15 protein-coding genes are annotated in these 15,803 nt (G+C 73.1%); 4 read left to right on the top strand and 11 right to left on the bottom strand.

Features of this window, described 5'->3' with window-relative positions; genetic code table 11:
* Positions 1 to 9: 9 nt before the first annotated feature.
* Entirely contained in the window at positions 10 to 1,554 is a 1,545-nt protein-coding gene (locus ACZ45T_RS07375) for an MFS transporter (protein ID WP_468438383.1), read from the bottom strand.
* The gene (locus ACZ45T_RS07370; protein ID WP_468438381.1) at positions 1,551 to 2,102 is read right to left on the bottom strand and encodes a TetR/AcrR family transcriptional regulator; all 552 of its coding nucleotides are present in this window, start codon (positions 2,100 to 2,102) and stop codon (positions 1,551 to 1,553) included. Before ACZ45T_RS07370 ends, ACZ45T_RS07375 begins: the two co-directional genes overlap by 4 nt.
* Before the next feature lie 90 nt (positions 2,103 to 2,192).
* Here ACZ45T_RS07370 and ACZ45T_RS07365 point away from each other — a divergent pair, with 90 nt between their 5' ends.
* Positions 2,193 to 2,702: an HAD domain-containing protein gene (locus tag ACZ45T_RS07365; RefSeq protein WP_468438380.1), complete on the top strand. Its 510-nt coding sequence runs from the start codon at positions 2,193 to 2,195 to the stop codon at positions 2,700 to 2,702.
* A 66-nt stretch (positions 2,703 to 2,768) separates the two neighbouring features.
* Here ACZ45T_RS07365 and argH read toward each other — a convergent pair whose 3' ends face one another.
* Positions 2,769 to 4,196: an argininosuccinate lyase gene (gene argH, locus ACZ45T_RS07360; protein ID WP_468438379.1), complete on the bottom strand. Its 1,428-nt coding sequence runs from the start codon at positions 4,194 to 4,196 to the stop codon at positions 2,769 to 2,771.
* A 203-nt stretch (positions 4,197 to 4,399) separates the two neighbouring features.
* Between argH and ACZ45T_RS07355 the strand changes: the two genes are divergently transcribed.
* Together ACZ45T_RS07355 and ACZ45T_RS07350 are read left to right on the top strand one after the other, a co-directional pair.
* On the top strand, positions 4,400 to 5,788 hold the full coding sequence (locus ACZ45T_RS07355; RefSeq protein WP_468438377.1) for a hypothetical protein: 1,389 nt from the start codon (positions 4,400 to 4,402) through the stop codon (positions 5,786 to 5,788).
* A gap of 85 nt (positions 5,789 to 5,873) precedes the next feature.
* On the top strand, positions 5,874 to 6,560 hold the full coding sequence (locus ACZ45T_RS07350) for a L,D-transpeptidase family protein (RefSeq protein ID WP_468438732.1): 687 nt from the start codon (positions 5,874 to 5,876) through the stop codon (positions 6,558 to 6,560).
* A 198-nt stretch (positions 6,561 to 6,758) separates the two neighbouring features.
* Here the strand turns inward: ACZ45T_RS07350 and ACZ45T_RS07345 are convergent, their stop codons facing one another.
* From ACZ45T_RS07345 to ACZ45T_RS07310, 8 genes are all read right to left on the bottom strand, one after another.
* Positions 6,759 to 7,673, bottom strand: coding sequence for a hypothetical protein (locus tag ACZ45T_RS07345; RefSeq protein WP_468438376.1), 915 nt, complete (start codon positions 7,671 to 7,673; stop codon positions 6,759 to 6,761).
* 99 nt (positions 7,674 to 7,772) lie between these two features.
* A complete protein-coding gene (locus tag ACZ45T_RS07340) occupies positions 7,773 to 8,309 on the bottom strand; it encodes an arginine repressor (protein ID WP_468438374.1) in 537 nt (178 codons plus the stop codon).
* A 7-nt stretch (positions 8,310 to 8,316) separates the two neighbouring features.
* A complete protein-coding gene (locus ACZ45T_RS07335) occupies positions 8,317 to 9,522 on the bottom strand; it encodes an acetylornithine transaminase (RefSeq protein ID WP_468438372.1) in 1,206 nt (401 codons plus the stop codon).
* On the bottom strand, positions 9,519 to 10,472 hold the full coding sequence (argB, locus tag ACZ45T_RS07330) for an acetylglutamate kinase (protein WP_468438370.1): 954 nt from the start codon (positions 10,470 to 10,472) through the stop codon (positions 9,519 to 9,521). The genes ACZ45T_RS07335 and argB overlap by 4 nt, the downstream gene beginning before the upstream one ends.
* Entirely contained in the window at positions 10,469 to 11,641 is a 1,173-nt protein-coding gene (gene argJ, locus ACZ45T_RS07325; protein ID WP_468438369.1) for a bifunctional glutamate N-acetyltransferase/amino-acid acetyltransferase ArgJ, read from the bottom strand. The genes argB and argJ overlap by 4 nt, the downstream gene beginning before the upstream one ends.
* The gene (gene argC, locus ACZ45T_RS07320; RefSeq protein WP_468438367.1) at positions 11,638 to 12,666 is read right to left on the bottom strand and encodes an N-acetyl-gamma-glutamyl-phosphate reductase; all 1,029 of its coding nucleotides are present in this window, start codon (positions 12,664 to 12,666) and stop codon (positions 11,638 to 11,640) included. Before argC ends, argJ begins: the two co-directional genes overlap by 4 nt.
* Positions 12,667 to 12,799: 133 nt before the next feature.
* The gene (locus tag ACZ45T_RS07315) at positions 12,800 to 13,375 is read right to left on the bottom strand and encodes a histidine phosphatase family protein (protein WP_468438365.1); all 576 of its coding nucleotides are present in this window, start codon (positions 13,373 to 13,375) and stop codon (positions 12,800 to 12,802) included.
* Positions 13,376 to 13,406: 31 nt separating this feature from the next.
* Positions 13,407 to 14,852, bottom strand: a complete 1,446-nt coding sequence (locus tag ACZ45T_RS07310) for an aminotransferase-like domain-containing protein (protein WP_468438364.1) — start codon at positions 14,850 to 14,852, stop codon at positions 13,407 to 13,409.
* Between ACZ45T_RS07310 and ACZ45T_RS07305 the strand changes: the two genes are divergently transcribed.
* A complete protein-coding gene (locus tag ACZ45T_RS07305) occupies positions 14,851 to 15,771 on the top strand; it encodes a DMT family transporter (RefSeq protein WP_468438362.1) in 921 nt (306 codons plus the stop codon). The two genes, ACZ45T_RS07310 and ACZ45T_RS07305, sit on opposite strands and share 2 nt — an antisense overlap.
* The last annotated feature ends 32 nt before the right edge of the window (positions 15,772 to 15,803 follow it).

The raw sequence follows: 15,803 nt of genomic DNA, 5'->3' as shown, positions 1-15,803 counted from the left end.
GTCGGGACGTCAGTGCTCGACGCCGCCTTGGAGCTCCTGGCCCTTCAGCAGGAACCAGGCGGCCGCGGCGGTGGCCAGGAGCACGGCCGCGCCGACGCCGGAGGCGAGCCGCAGGCCGTCCACGAAGGCCTCCTGGGCGGCCCCCACCATCACCTGGGCGGTATGCGGGTCCAGCGCCTTGGCGGCCTCCACGGCTCCGCCGAGGGATTCGTGCGCGGCGTCGGCCACCGGCCCGGCCACCGAGGCCGGGGCGGTGAAGCCCTGGTAGACGCCGGTGACGACGGAACCGAGCAGGGCGATGCCGAGGGCCGCGCCCAGTTCGTACGCCGTCTCGGAGACGGCCGAGGCCGAACCGGCCTGCTCCTTGGGCACGCTGGAGAGGATCACGTCGGCGGTGACGGTGAAGGAGAAGCCCGCGCCGAGGCCGACGACGAGCAGGGCGGCGCCGAGCAGCGGGTAGCCGCTCTCCTGGCGGAGCACGGTCAGGGCGGCGAGCGCCAGGCCGATGGCGGCGAGGCCGCCCGCCACGATCACGCGTACCGAGTACCTGCGGGCGTAGCGTCCCGCGACGAGGCCGGTGGCCACCGCACCGATGGCGGCGGGCAGTTCGGCCAGACCGGCCTCCAGGGGGTCGCGGCCCTGCACGAGCTGGAGGAACTGCGAGAGGAAGAAGACCAGCCCGGAGAGGCCGAAGACGGTGAGCAGGTCGGCGAGGACCGCGCCGGAGAAGCCGCGGTGCTTGAAGAGCCGCATGTCGAGCAGGGGCGATTCCAGGGTGAACTGGCGGCGCACGAAGGCGTACAGGGCGCTCGCGCCGAGGCCCGCGGTGACCCAGACCTCCCAGGTCGGTCCGTGGGTGGCGACTTCCTTGACGGCGTAGACGACCGCGATGACGCCGACGAGGGAGAGGCCGACGCTGACCAGGTCCCAGGGGCCGGTGACCGGGTTCTTGGACTCGGGCAGCAGTTTGATGCCGACGATCACCAGGACGATCATCACGGGGAGGTTGATGAGGAAGACCGAGCCCCAGTAGAAGTGCTGGAGCAGGGCTCCGCCGACGACCGGGCCGACGGCCGCGCCGGCGGAGGCGGTGGCGCCCCAGATGCCGATGGCGAGGCTGCGCTCCTTGGGGTCGTGGAAGATGTTGCGGATCAGCGCGAGGGTGGACGGCATCAGGGTCGCGCCGGCCACGCCGAGCAGGGCCCGGGCGACGATCATCATCTCGGGGCTGGTCGCGTAGGCGTTGAGGACCGAGACGGCGCCGAAGGCGGTGGCGCCGACGAGGAGCAGCTTCTTGCGGCCGATGCGGTCACCGAGGGAGCCCATGGAGACGAGCAGGCCGGCGATGACGAAGGAGTAGATGTCGCCGATCCACAGCAGCTGGGTGCCGGTCGGCTTGAGGTCCTCGCTGAGGGACGGGGTGGCGAGACCGAGTACGGTGGCGTCGACCGCGACCAGCAGCACGGCCAGGACGAGCACGGAGAGCGCGAGCCAGCGCCCGGGGCTCTTGACCTCCGCCCCCTTCTGCCTGCTCAGCTGTTCGGTACGGCTCATTTCTCCACGCTCCGTCGTGCGCCACCGAGCAGCAGCTCGATGATCATGTACTGAAAGTCCTTGGCGGCGACCCGGCCGTCCATGACGGCCCAGGCGCAGGTGCCGATGAGGCCGTAGAGGGCCTCGGTGAGCCAGGCGGGGCTCAGGTCGATCCGGATGTCGCCCTCTTCCTGGCCGCGCCGGAACAGCGCGCCGACGCGGGCGTCGAGCCGGGCCCAGCCCTCGTTGATCTCGTCGCCCTCGAACAGCTGGTTCTCGGTGACGAGGAAGGCCAGCAGTTCGGCATTCGGCTCCGCCTCGGCGACGAGCCGCCTGAGCGCGTCCACCGCCGTGCCCTCGTCGAGGCGGGCGTTGTCGAACGCCACCTCGAACTCCCGGATGCCGAGCTCTTCGAGGGCCCGGACGAGGGCGTCGCGCCCCGCGAAGTGCCGGTGGAGGGTCGCACGGCCGATTCCGGCGGCGCGGGCGACCTCGTCCATCGTGGCGGTCGATTTCCGGGAGAGCAGGGCGGCCGCGTCGCGGAGCACCTGGTCACGATCCATGGCCATGAGACAAGCATACCCCGAATGAGACACCCACGTCTCATTCTTTGTGGAAAATGAGCTGCCCTCGGGCAGCCGGAACGGAATCCTGCCGAGATGAAGCCCCTGCTGCTGATCGACGTCGACGGACCACTGAACCCCTACGCGGCCAAGCCCCACCGCCGCCCCGAGGGCTACACCACCCACGGGATGCGCCCGACGGGCTGGACGGGGGCACAGAGCGCGAAGCCCCTGCGGGTCCTGCTGAACCACGGCCACGGCGCGGAGCTGCTCGCGCTGGCGGACGCCTACGAGCTCGTCTGGGCCACGACGTGGAAGGACGAGGCGAACGACTGGATAGGTCCGCACCTGGGCCTGCCGCGGCTCCCGTACATCGACTGGCCGGTGATGCACGGCCGGGCCCCCCGCGGGACCTTCTGGAAGACGCAGTACATCCTCGAGTACGCGGGCGAGCGGCCCTTCGCATGGATCGACGACGACATCACGGCCATGGACCGCGAGTACGTCGACCAGCGCCATCCGGCGCGGACGCTGCTCATGCGGATCGACGAGCGGATCGGACTGACCCGCACCGACTTCGACGCGCTGGAGGACTGGGCGAGCTGATACCCCGGCAAAGCCGAAAGGGGCGGTGCGGGCCGCGCGGCCCGCACCGCCCTTCGGGCGCATCGGCTACTGCTTGTGGGCCGCCCAGGCGTGCTGGATGACCAGGTCGGCCTTCAGCTCGGTGAGCTGGATCGCGACCGCCGAGGGGGCGGTGCCGCCACGGCCGTCGCGGGAGGCCAGGGCGCCCTTGACGTTGAGGACGGTGCGGACCTCGGGGGTCAGGTGCTCCGAGATCTTCGCGAACTGCTCGTCCGTGAGCTCGTCGAGCTCGATGCCGAGCACCTCGCACACCTTGACGCACTCGCCGGCCACCTCGTGCGCCACCCGGAAGGGGACGCCCTGCTTGACCAGCCACTCCGCGATGTCGGTGGCGAGCGAGAAGCCCGCCGGAGCCAGCTCCTCCATCCGCTCCCGGTTGACCGCGAGGGTGGCCATCATGCCGGTGAAGGCCGGCAGCAGGACTTCGAGGGTGTCGCAGGAGTCGAAGACCGGCTCCTTGTCCTCCTGGAGGTCCCGGTTGTAGGCCAGGGGCAGCGCCTTGAGGGTCGCGAGGAGGCCCGTCAGGTTGCCGATGAGGCGGCCCGACTTGCCGCGCGCCAGCTCCGCGATGTCCGGGTTCTTCTTCTGCGGCATGATCGACGACCCGGTGGAGAAGGCGTCGTGCAGGGTCACGAAGGAGAACTCCTTCGTGTTCCAGATGATGATCTCCTCCGCGATCCGGGACAGGTTGATCCCGATCATGGCGGTGATGAAGGCGAACTCGGCGACGAAGTCGCGCGAGGCCGTGCCGTCGATCGAGTTGCCGACCGAGCCCCGCTCGAAGCCGAGGTCGGCGGCGACCGCCTCCGGGTCGAGGCCGAGGGAGGAGCCGGCCAGGGCGCCCGAGCCGTACGGGGAGACCGCGGTCCGGGTGTCCCACTGCCGCAGCCGCTCCGCGTCCCGGGACAGGGACTGCACATGGGCCAGTACGTGGTGGGCGAAGAGCACCGGCTGCGCGTGCTGGAGGTGGGTCCGGCCCGGCATCGCCACGTCCGCGTGGCTCTCGGCGAGGCCGACCAGCGCGTCCTGGAGGTCCGCGATGAGCCCGCCGATGATCCGGCCGTGGTCGCGCAGGTACATCCGGAAGAGGGTGGCCACCTGGTCGTTGCGGGACCGGCCGGCCCGCAGCTTGCCGCCGAGCTCGGCGCCGAGCCGCTCCAGCAGGCCCCGCTCCAGGGCGGTGTGCACGTCCTCGTCGGCGATGGTGCCGGTGAAGGACCCGTCGGCGACGTCGGCTTCGAGCCGGTCCAGCCCGGCGATCATGCGTTCGAGCTCTTCGGCCGTCAGCAGACCTGCCTTGGCGAGCACGCGGGCGTGGGCCCGGGAGCCCGCGATGTCGTACGGCGCGAGGCGCCAGTCGAAGTGGACCGACGCGGACAGCTTCGCGAGGGCCTCGGCGGGGCCGTCGGCGAAGCGCCCGCCCCAGAGCCGGACGTCACCGTTGTTGCTGCTCACAGCTACTGCTCCTCAAGACTGCATGACTTTGACTGCCCGTTGGGCCGTGTATGTGCAACCGCCTCCCCGCCGCGGAGGTAACGGGGAGGCGGTACGACTGGAAGCGATAGGCATAACTATGCATTACTCCGTATGTTTCGTCAATCAACTGCCTCGGCCTACGATCGACGCGGGACAAGGGGGACACGGGAGCAGGGGGACACATGGGCCGCGCGCAGGAACGGGACATCAAGGCGGGGCGCGAGAGCGCGCAGCGGCTGGCGGCAGGACAGCCGCCGGGGCCGCCGCTCACGACGGCCGAGGCGTGGATGGCCTTCGACCAGGAGGTACGCGCGATCCGTCGGCGCCAGTACGCGGCCGTACCCAAGGACCGGCACGAGGTGGCGCTGTGCCATCACGACGGGCGCGTCCGCGAGGAGGCGCTCCGCGCACCGCACCCCCGCCCGGAACTCGTCGCGATCCGCTGTGCCGACTGGGTCCCCGTCGTACGGGAGCAGGCCCGGCGCGTGCTGATCGGCGCCCTGGCGGCCGAACCCGCGGACACCCTGCGCCGGCTGACTCCGCTGGTCCTGCGGCTGGCCCGCCGGGAGCAGGGCGCCTGGGCGCTGGAGCTGTTCTCCGCGGTGCTGCGCGACGAACCGGTCCTGGCCGAGCTGCGCGACAGCGCCGACCTGCCGACCCGGCGGCTCGCCGCACGGCTCACCATGGACGCAAGGCTGTTCGGCACCCGGGAACTGGCTCTGCGGGCCGCGGCCGAGCGGGATCCGCTGACCAGCCGGCTGTGGGCGGACGCCGCGCTCGCGGACCTGGCCGCCGACGAGGCCGACGGCGAGACGGTCGACGAGGTGGTGGACGCCTTGCTCGGCGCGCACGTCCCGATGGTCCGGGCCGGCGGGGTCACCGCCCTGCGCCGGGCCGGGCGGGCCGCCGAGGCCGCGGACCACCTCGCCGACCGCTCCGGCCTGGTGCGGGCCTGCGCCCGCTGGCTGGTCGGCCGGGACGGCGGCGACCCGTACGCCCTCTACCGCGCGCTGGTCACGGATCCGGACCACGTGACCCCGTACGCGGTGACCGGCTTCGCCGAGTGCGCCCGGCGGGGAGACGCCCCGCTGCTCCGCGTGCTGCTGGCGCACCCCGCGGGCGCGGTCCGGGCCGCCGCCGTCGCCGGGCTGCGCCTGCTGGACACCACCGACGAGGCGCTGCTGCTGCCGCTGCTGGACGACGCCTCGGCCGCCGTGGCCCGGGAGGTCTCCCGGAGCCTGGACTCCACGGCCCGGCGGCTGCCCGTCGAACGGCTGGTGGAGCTCGTCGCCCCCGAGCGGCCGCTGCACACCCGCCGGGCCGCCTTCCACCTGCTCCGCGCCCGGGGCGGCGTCGCCGCGCTGCGGGCCGCCGTGGACCTGCTGGAGGTGCGGGATCCGGGCCTGCGGGAGCTGGCGGGGACGACCGTACGGGCATGGGCCTGGCAGGGCACGCTGCGCGAGGGCGAGGCGGACGCCGCCGAACTGGGCCGGCTGCTGGAGCGGTCGGCCGCCGTGTTCGACGAGCACCAACTGGCGGTTCGCTTCACCCGGTTGGGCCTCAGGAGCTGAAACACCGCAGGACTTCATCGAGAAGAGCCTCGACGGCCTGCCTGCACGACCCCTGCCCCTTTCGCCCCGTACTGTCTGACATGTGCTGCGTACCGCTCTCGTCACCGGAGTGACGATCGTCACCACTCTCTTCCCGCAGGGCCCCGCGCCCCTGCCCGCCCGTCTCGCCGACACCGGCGGCGGCAGTCAGCTGATCACCGCCGTCGCACCCGCCCCCGGATCCACGACCGGCCGGCTGACCTGGTGGGACCGGCGGGCCGGGCGCTGGTTCGAGGCCGGGAGCGCGCCGGCCCGCTTCGGGGCGAACGGCCTCACCGAGGGCGCGACGCGCACACAGGGCACCAACACCACGCCGACGGGCCTGTATCCGCTTCCGTACGCCTTCGGAATCCGTCGGGCGCCGGCCGGGACGGAGTACCGCTACCGGCGGGTGACCGGCGACTCCTGGTGGTGCCAGGACAACGCGTCCGCCGCCTACAACCGCTGGGTGGAGCCGCTGCCCGCGGACTGCGCCCCGGGCGAGGCCGAGCACCTGGTGACGTACGAGAAGCAGTACGCGCATGCGCTGCTCATCGCCTTCAACTACGACCGGCCCGTACGCGGCCGGGGCGCGGGCATCTTCCTGCACGTCAACGGCAAGGGCGCGACGGCCGGTTGCGTGTCCGTGCCCGAGCGGGCGATGCGGGCGATCCTGCGCTGGGCCGACCCGCGCCGCCGCCCGCACATCGCGATCGGCACGCAGGAGGGGCCGCTCGCCGTCACCCGCTACTAGGTCGTGTCGTCAAAGTCCCGTCTGGCTGGCGGGGTCTGGCACGCACGCTCGCCGCGTTGTCGTCGGTCGCCGACGTCCCCCAGCTACCGCTGGGAGGTGCCCCCACCGCGTCGCCTCCCCCCTCCGCCTTGCGATCGCACGCACCAGACCCCGCCAGCCCCGCCCTTCGGGCGGCCGACGCGACTTCGACGACACTCCCTAGGCCCGCCCTGTCCCCCCGGGGGACGTGGGCTCGTCCTCGTCGGCGGCCCGGTACTCGTACGCGTCCTCCCACCAGACCTTGTCGTCCAGCCACTCGTCGTCCTCGTCACCGTCCTCGTCGACGTCCTCGTAAACGACCCGGTCGACGCCGCGCCACTGGCCGCGGTCGCCGATGCTCCGCAGTACGTGGAGGCGTTGCTGTTCGTCCAGCGCCGCGAAGGCCGGATGCGGCTCGGCGCGGATCCGCTCCTCCAGCGCGTCGCCGCACTCCGTACGGGCCCGGACCGCCTTGCGCGCGTCGTCGGCGAACCAGAGAGCCGCCAGGCCCAGGGCGGTCACCGTGGCGGCGGCCCATTCCAGGACGCCGTGCGGGCGGGAGACCGCCAGCAGCAGCGCGGCCGCCGCGATCCAGAACCACAGCAGCAGGAGGATGCCCAGGCAGGCGCAGCAGGCCGCCGGTTGGCGCGGCTCGCCGGGCGGCATGTGCGGGAGATCGGGCAGCAGGGCGGCCCGTTCGTTCCGGTACGCGTTGCACCGCTCCGCGTATTCCTCGTCGCACCGGTCGATCCAGCCGATCGACACCGGCTCGGGATCGTGCCGGCGTACGGCCTCCAGCAGGGCGGCGGGCAGCGGGTGGGCGGGCGTCCCGGCGGGGTCACGGCCCTGCACGGTCAGGAACGCCGCTCCTTCCCCGTCGATCCGGAGGTACCCGCCGAGGACCAGCTCGGCGGCGGCCGCCTCGGTCGCCCCGGAGCGCAGCACGGCGGCGTGGTACGGCTCGAGGTCCAGGGCGGCGACGATCCGGAGGATCTCGCGCCGGATCCGGGCCCGGCGCCGCCACCGCAGGCCGATGGCGGCGTACACGGCGACGGCCACGGCCGACACCGCTGCGGCGAGGACGAGTGGGAACACGCCCCGAGGCTATGTCGCCGGGCGCCGGTCGGGCACCGGATTTCCGGCGCCCCGGACGCAGGGCGGAGGGCAGAGGCCGGAAGGCGGAGCCGGAGCGGCTCAGCTCTCCTTCTGCGCCAGCCGCAGGAGGTGGTCCGCGAGGGCCTGGCCGCCCGCCGGGTCGCGGCTGATCAGCATCAGGGTGTCGTCGCCCGCGATCGTGCCGAGGATCTCGCGGAGCTCGGCCTGGTCGATCGCCGAGGCCAGGAACTGCGCCGCACCCGGCGGGGTGCGCAGGACCACGAGGTTCGCGGAGGCCTCCGCCGAGATCAGCAGTTCCCCGGAGAGGCGCCGCATGCGCTCCTCCTTCGCGGACTCGCCGAGCGGGGCCTGCGGGGTGCGGAAGCCGCCCTCGCTGGGCACCGCGTAGATCAGCTCGCCGCCGGTGTTGCGGATCTTGACCGCGCCCAGCTCGTCGAGGTCGCGCGAGAGCGTCGCCTGGGTGACGCTCAGACCGTCGTCGGCGAGCAGCTTGGCCAGCTGGCTCTGGGAGCGGACCGGCTGCCGGTTGAGGATGTCCACGATCCGGCGGTGACGCGCGGTGCGGGTCTGCGGGACGGCCTGGCCGCCTTGCTCGTTGTCCTGCGCCTGGCTCATCGTCGTCTCATTCTCCGGATCGGTCCCCGTTGGCTGTGTCGAGGATGCCGGGCAGGGCCCGGAGGAACGCGTCCGCCTCGGCTTCGGTGAGCACGTACGGGGGCATGAGCCGTACGACGTCGGGGGCGGGCGCGTTGACCAGGAAGCCGGCGTCCTGAGCCGCCTGCTGCACCTTGGGTGCGAGGGGCTCGGTCAGCACGATACCCAGCAGCAGGCCGGCGCCCCGGACGTGGGAGACCAACGGATGGCCCGAGGACTCGATCCCGGAGCGCAGCCGCTCGCCCCGAGCCTTGACCTGGTCGAGCAGGCCGTCGGTGGCGATGGTGTCGATGACGGCGAGGCCGGCGGCGCAGGCGACCGGGTTCCCGCCGAAGGTGGTGCCGTGCTGGCCGGGCTGGAGCAGGTCGGCCGTGGCCCCGAAGGCGGCGACGGCGCCGATCGGCAGTCCGCCGCCCAGCCCCTTCGCGAGGGTGACCAGGTCGGGCTCGACGCCCTCGTGGGCCTGGTGCTCGAACCACTGGCCGCACCGGCCGATGCCGGTCTGGACCTCGTCGAGGACGAGCAGGGTGCCGGTGGCCCGGGTGATCTCGCGGGCGGCCGTCAGGTATCCGGCGGGGGGCACGACGACGCCGTTCTCGCCCTGGATCGGCTCGATGACGACGAGCGCGGTCTCCTCGGTGACGGCGGCCCGCAGGGCCTCGACGTCACCGAAGGGGACGTGCGTGACGTCGCCCGGCAGCGGCCGGAAGGGGTCCTGCTTCTTCGGCTGGCCGGTGAGGGCGAGGGCGCCCATGGTCCGGCCGTGGAAGCCGCCGTCGGTGGCGACCATGTGGGTCCGCCCGGTCAGCCGGCCGATCTTGAAGGCGGCTTCGACGGCCTCGGCGCCGGAGTTGCAGAAGAAGACCTTGCCGGGGCGGCCGAAGAGCTGGAGGAGCCGCTCGCCGAGCGCGACGACCGGCTCGGAGACGAAGAGGTTGGAGACGTGGCCGAGCGTGGAGATCTGGCCGGTCACGGCCGCCACGATCGCCGGGTGGGCGTGACCGAGGGCGTTGACCGCGATGCCGCCGACGAAGTCGGTGTACTGCTTGCCGTCGGCGTCCCACACCTGGGCGCCCTCGCCGCGTACGAGGGCGATCGCGGGGGTGCCGTAGTTGTTGGTCAGTGCGCCCTGCCAGCGCGTGGCGTACTCCTGGTTGCCGGTGCCCTTCGTCATGCTGCTCCCCCTGACTGTTCTGCGGGCCGTGGGTCGGGCACGACCATCGTGCCGATGCCCGAATCCGTGAAGATCTCCAGCAGGATCGAGTGCTGGACCCGCCCGTCGAGCACGCGGGCGGTCTTCACGCCGTTGCGCACGGCGTGCAGGCACCCCTCCATCTTGGGCACCATGCCGCTGGACAGCTCGGGCAGCAGCTTCTCCAGCTCGCTGACGGTGAGCCGGCTGATGACCTCGTCGCTGTGCGGCCAGTCCGCGTACAGGCCCTCGACGTCGGTGAGGACCATCAGCGTCTCGGCGCCCAGCGAGGCGGCGAGCGCCGCGGCCGCCGTGTCGGCGTTGACGTTGTAGACGTGGTGGTCGTCGGCGCTGCGCGCGATGGAGGAGATGACCGGGATCCGGCCGTCGGCCAGCAGCGCCTCGATGGCGCCGGTGTCGATGGCGGTGATCTCGCCGACCCGCCCGATGTCGATGGTCTCGCCGTCGATCTCCGGGCTGTGCTTGGTCGCGGTGATGGTGTGGGCGTCCTCGCCGGTCATGCCGACTGCGAGCGGCCCGTGCTGGTTGAGCAGCCCGACCAGCTCGCGCTGGACGTGGCCCGCCAGGACCATCCGTACGACGTCCATGGCTTCGGGGGTCGTGACGCGCAGACCCGCCTTGAACTCGCTGACCAGGCCCTGCTTGTCGAGCTGGGCGTTGATCTGGGGGCCGCCGCCGTGGACCACGACCGGCTTGAGGCCGGCCTGGCGCAGGAAGACCACGTCCTGGGCGAAGGCCGCCTTCAGATCCTCGTCGATCATGGCGTTGCCGCCGAACTTGATGACGACGACCTTGCCGTTGTGACGGGTGAGCCAGGGCAGTGCCTCGATGAGGATCTGAGCCTTGGGCAGGGCGGTGTGCTTGCGGGCGGTGCCGGAGGTGCCGGGCTGGCCGGCCTTTTCGTCGCTCATGAGGAGTAGGCGCTGTTCTCGTGGACGTAGTCGGCGGTCAGGTCATTGGCCCAGATCACGGCCGAATCGCTGCCGGTGGCCAGGTCGGCGGTGATGCGGACCTCGCGGTCCTTCATGCTGACCAGGTCGCGGTCCTCGCCGACCGAGCCGTTCTTGCAGACCCAGACGCCGTTGATGGCCACGTTGAGCCGGTCCGGGTCGAAAGCCGCCTTGGTGGTGCCGATCGCGGAGAGCACCCGGCCCCAGTTCGGGTCCTCGCCGTGGATGGCGCACTTGAGCAGGTTGTTCCGGGCGATGGACCGGCCGACCTCGACCGCGTCGTCCTCGTCGGCCGCGCCGATGACCTCGATGCGGATGTCCTTGCTGGCGCCCTCGGCATCGCCGATCAGCTGGCGGGCCAGGTCGTCGCAGACCGTGCGTACGGCCTCCGCGAACTCCTCGTACGCCGGCACCTGGCCGGACGCCCCGGAGGCGAGCAGCAGCACCGTGTCGTTGGTGGACATGCAGCCGTCGGAGTCGACCCGGTCGAAGGTGGTGCGCGTCGCGGAGCGCAGCGCCCGGTCGAGGGTGGCGCTGTCCACGTCGGCGTCGGTGGTGAGGACGACGAGCATGGTGGCCAGGCCCGGGGCGAGCATGCCCGCGCCCTTGGCCATGCCGCCGACGGTCCAGCCGCCCTGGGAGACGATGGCCGTCTTGTGCACGGTGTCGGTGGTCTTGATGGCGATGGCGGCGGCCTCGCCACCGTCCTCGGAGAGGCCCGCGGCGGCGGCCTCGATGCCGGGGAGCAGCTTGTCCATGGGGAGCAGGACGCCGATCAGGCCGGTGGAGGCGACCGCGATCTCCCCGGCGTTGAACTCCTCGCCGAGGCCCTGCCCGTTCAGGACCTCGGCGGCCTTCTCGGCGGTGGCGTGGGTGTCCTGGAAGCCCTTGGGACCGGTGCAGGCGTTGGCGCCGCCGGAGTTCAGGACGACCGCGCTGACGGCGCCGCCGCGCAGGACCTGCTCGGACCAGTGCACGGGCGCGGCCTTGACGCGGTTGGAGGTGAAGACGCCCGCGGCGGCCAGGCGCGGCCCGTTGTTGACCACGAGGGCCAGGTCCGGGTTGCCGTTGGCCTTGATCCCGGCGGCGATGCCGGCTGCCGTGAATCCCTGTGCTGCCGTGACGCTCACGGTGCGACTCCGATCGTGGAAAGACCCAGGCTCTCGGGGAGCCCGAGGGCGATGTTCATGCTCTGCACCGCGCCGCCGGCGGTGCCCTTGGTCAGGTTGTCGATGGCGCTGACGGCGATGATCCGCCGGGCGGACTCGTCGTAGGCGACCTGGACGTGGACGGCGTTGGAACCGTGGACGGACTTGGTGGACGGCATCCGGCCCTCGGGCAGCAGGTGCACGAAGGGCTCGTCGGCGTACGCCTTCTCGTAGGCGGCGCGGAGCGACTCGGCGGTGGTGCCGGGAAGGGCCTTGGCCGAGCAGGTGGCGAGGATGCCGCGCGACATGGGGACGAGGGTCGGGGTGAAGGAGACGCTGACGCGGCTCCCGGCCAGCGGGGACAGGTTCTGCACCATCTCGGGGGTGTGCCGGTGCCCGCCGCCGACGCCGTACGGGGTCACGGAACCCATCACCTCGGAGCCGAGCAGGTTCGTCTTGAGCGCCTTGCCGGCGCCGGAGGTTCCGGTGGCGGCGACGATCACGGCTTCCGGCTCGGCGAGCTGCTCCTGGTACGCCGGGTAGAGCGCGAGGGAGACGGCGGTGGGGAAGCAGCCGGGGACGGCGATGCGCTTGGCCCCCGCCAGTGCGGCGCGGCCGCCCGGCAGTTCGGGGAGCCCGTAGGGCCAGGTACCGGCGTGCGGGGCCCCGTAGAACTTGTCCCAGTCGGCGGAGTCCTTGAGCCGGTGGTCGGCGCCCATGTCGACGACGAGGGCGTCCTCGCCGAGCTGGGCCGCGACGGCGGCGGACTGGCCGTGCGGGAGCGCGAGGAAGACGACATCGTGGCCCGCGAGAACCTCGGCCGTGGTCGCCTCCAGCGTCCGTCCCGCGAGCGGCACGAGGTGCGGCTGCAGGGAGCCGAAGAGCTGCCCGGCGTTGGAATTGCCGGTCAGCGCACCGATCTCCACCTCGGGGTGCGAGAGCAGGAGGCGCAGGACTTCTCCGCCCGCGTACCCGCTCGCTCCGGCCACCGCTACACGTACCGCCATCGGACCCTCCTCATCGATGGCATGACTATACGTACCGACGCACGTTTATGCAACGCAGATGGCCCCGGCTCGACGGGGTCGGGCGGTCCGGACCATCGAACCGGAGGCGGCGGGGGGTCGGCGCCGGCCGCGCTTACGCCGGGGCCTGCAAGGACAGGTGCCAGCGCCCGGACCAGCCCGTCAGGGTCATCGTGGACAGCGGCCGGACGTCCACGTTCCAGTAGGTCAGCGGGGGCGCCTGGAGCGCGTAGACCAGGGCCGCCCGGACCACCGAGGGCTCCGCCACCGCGACGATCGCGCCCCCGTCGTCAGCGGGCCGGGTGTCCAGCCAGCCGCCGATCCGGGAGATGAAGGCGAGCAGGGACTCGCCGCCGTGCGGGGCGGCCCGCGGATCGCTGAGCCACAGGTCCACCGCCCCGGGCTCGTGGGCGGTCACCTCGGCCAGGGTCAGCCCGCGCCAGCGGCCCATGTCGCACTCGCGCAGCGCGGGCTGCGCGAGGGGCGCGTACCCGAGGGCCTCGCCCGTGGCCCGGCTGCGCGGGGTCGGCGAGCAGTAGCGCAGCTCGGCCGAGCCCAGCGGTACGAGGCCCCGCGCGGCAGACTCCACCGACCGCCAGCCGGCCCCGTCCAGCGGGCGGTCGTCGTCGAAGCGCTCGGCCAGCAGCGAGGTACTACGGGCTGCGGCGACGAGCGAAACCCGAACATGCATGCGGTGATGGTGAGGCGCACGCCGCGAGCGGTCAAGCCTCTGGACCGAGCCCGCCGGCGAGGCCGGCCCGCAGCCTGTGGACCGCCTCCACCAGCTCCCCGGGGCCCGACACGCCGGCGAAGCTGAGCCGGACGTACGGACCCGGCGGTTCCGCGCAGAAGTACGGGCGGCCGGGCGCCACCGCGACTCCGGCGCGCAGGGCCGCCGCCGCGAAGTCGGCGTCGTCGCCGCCCTCGGCCAGCCGCACCCACAACTGGTAGCCGCCGGACGGCAGATGAGGCAGCGCCAGCCCGGGCAGCTCCCTGCGCAGGGCCCCGGCGAGGACGTCCCGCCGGTGGCGCAGCTCGGCGGCCACGGTGCGCAGGTGACGCGGCCACGCGGGCGCGCCGACCAGCTCCAGGGCGGCTTCCTGGAGCGGCCGGGCCACGAAGAAGCTGTCCACCACCTGGATGGCGCGCAGCCGGTCCACGACCGGGCCGCGGGCGGCCAGCGCGCCCACGCGCAGGCTCGGCGAGGTGGCCTTGGTCAGGGACCGGACGTGCACGACCACCCCGTCCGCGTCCTCCGCCGCCAAGGGCGCGGGCAGCGGCCCGGAGTCATCGTGGCCCAGGGCCCGGGCGTAGTCGTCCTCCACCACGAAGGCCCCGGCGGCCCGGGCGATCCGCAGCACCTCGGCCCGCCGCCCGGGAGCCAGCACCGCCCCGGTCGGGTTCTGGAACAGCGGCTGGCATACGAAGACCCGTGCCCCGGTCGCTTCGAAGGCGGCGGCCAGCAGCTCCGGCCGGACCCCCTCGGCGTCCACCGGTACGGGCACGGGCCGGCACCCGGAGGCCCGCGCGATGGCCAGCAGCCCGGGGTAGGTCGGGGATTCCACCAGGATCGGCGCCCCGGGAGGGGCGAGCGCCCGCAGGGCGGTGGTCAGCGCGCTCTGCCCGCCCGCGGTGATCAGCACGTCGGCGGCGACGACCGCGCCGCCGATCTCCCGGGCGAACCAGTCGCGCAGCTCGGGCAGCCCCTCCATGGGCGGCCGGTTCCACGCCCCGGGGCGTCGCCCGGCCCGGGCCAGGGCGGCGGCCATGGCCCGCTCCGGCTGGATGGAGGGGTGCAGGTAGCCGCTGTTGAGTCCGATCACCCCGGGCGGCGGCGCGGCCAGACAGACCATCACCCCGGAGGCGTCCACCGAGCGCGGCACGATCTCGCCGGCGCCCTCCGCGCTGAGGGCGACCTCCTGCCAGGAGGTGTCCCCGGGCGCGGCCTCCGCCGTCCGCGGCCGGGCCCGGAAGACCCCGGCGCCGGGGCGGGTGACGACGAGGCCTTCGGCGGCGAGCTGCGCGAGGGCCCGGGAGACCGTCACCGGGCTGACCCGATAGTGCTCGACCAGCGCCCGGCTCGACGGGAGCTTTCCACCAATCGAGTAGCGGTTGAGCCCGGATCGCAGGGCTTCAGTCAATTCCGCCACACTGCTACGCTCGTACATGACAGCACAGAATAGCGCTACTCTCCCGGCTCCGATAGCGGTCAAGAGCTCCCTGAGCCGGGGCACCCTCCTCGCCTCGCTCGGCGTCGTCACCTTCTCGCTGACCTTTCCCGCCACCGCCTGGGGACTGGAGAGCTTCGGCCCGTGGTCGCTCGTCGCCCTGCGCGGCCTCCTCGCGGCCGCGATCGCCGGCGCCTTCCTGCTGGCCCGGCGGGTCCCGCTGCCCGCCCGTGAGCACTGGGCGGGCCTCGCCGTGGTCGCCGCCGGGGTGGGGGTCGGCTACCCGCTGCTGACCACCCTCGCGCTCCAGACCTCCACGACCTCGCACGCCGCCGTCGTGGTCGGCCTGCTGCCGCTCACCACGGCCGCGCTGTCGGCGGCGCGCACCGGCGTCCGGCCCTCGCGCACCTTCTGGATCGCGGCCGTGGCGGGGGCCGCGGTCGTGCTCGCATTCGTTGTATGCAGCCGCACGCTCGCGCAGAGCGGCGGCTTCCTCTCGGCCGGCGACGCCTACCTGTTCGCCGCCCTGCTGGTGTGCGCCGCCGGGTACACGGAGGGCGGGCGCCTGGCCCGGACCCTGCCCGGCTGGCAGGTGATCGGCTGGGCGCTGGTCCTGTGCCTGCCGCTCACCCTGACCGGCTCCGCGCTCGGGCTCGCGTACGAGCCGGTGCACGTCAGCGGCCACGGACTGGCCGGCCTGCTCTGGGTCGCGGCCTGCTCCACCTTCCTCGGCCTGTACGTCTGGTACCGCGGCATGGCCGAGATCGGCGCGCCCCGGGCCAGCCAGCTCCAGCTCGCCCAGCCGCTGCTGACCCTGGTCTGGTCGGTAGCACTGCTGGGCGAGCACCTCACCCCCGCCGCGCCGGTGGCCGCCTGCGCCGTGCTGGTCTGCATCGTCGTCACCCAACGGGTCAAATAGCGGCGGAACGACCTAAACTGCTAGCACCGGAT

This window comes from Streptomyces sp. NPDC030995 (genome assembly GCF_055571215.1).
The sequence above is the reverse complement of the archived record's forward strand: the minus strand, read 5'-3'. Positions and strand labels throughout refer to the sequence as shown.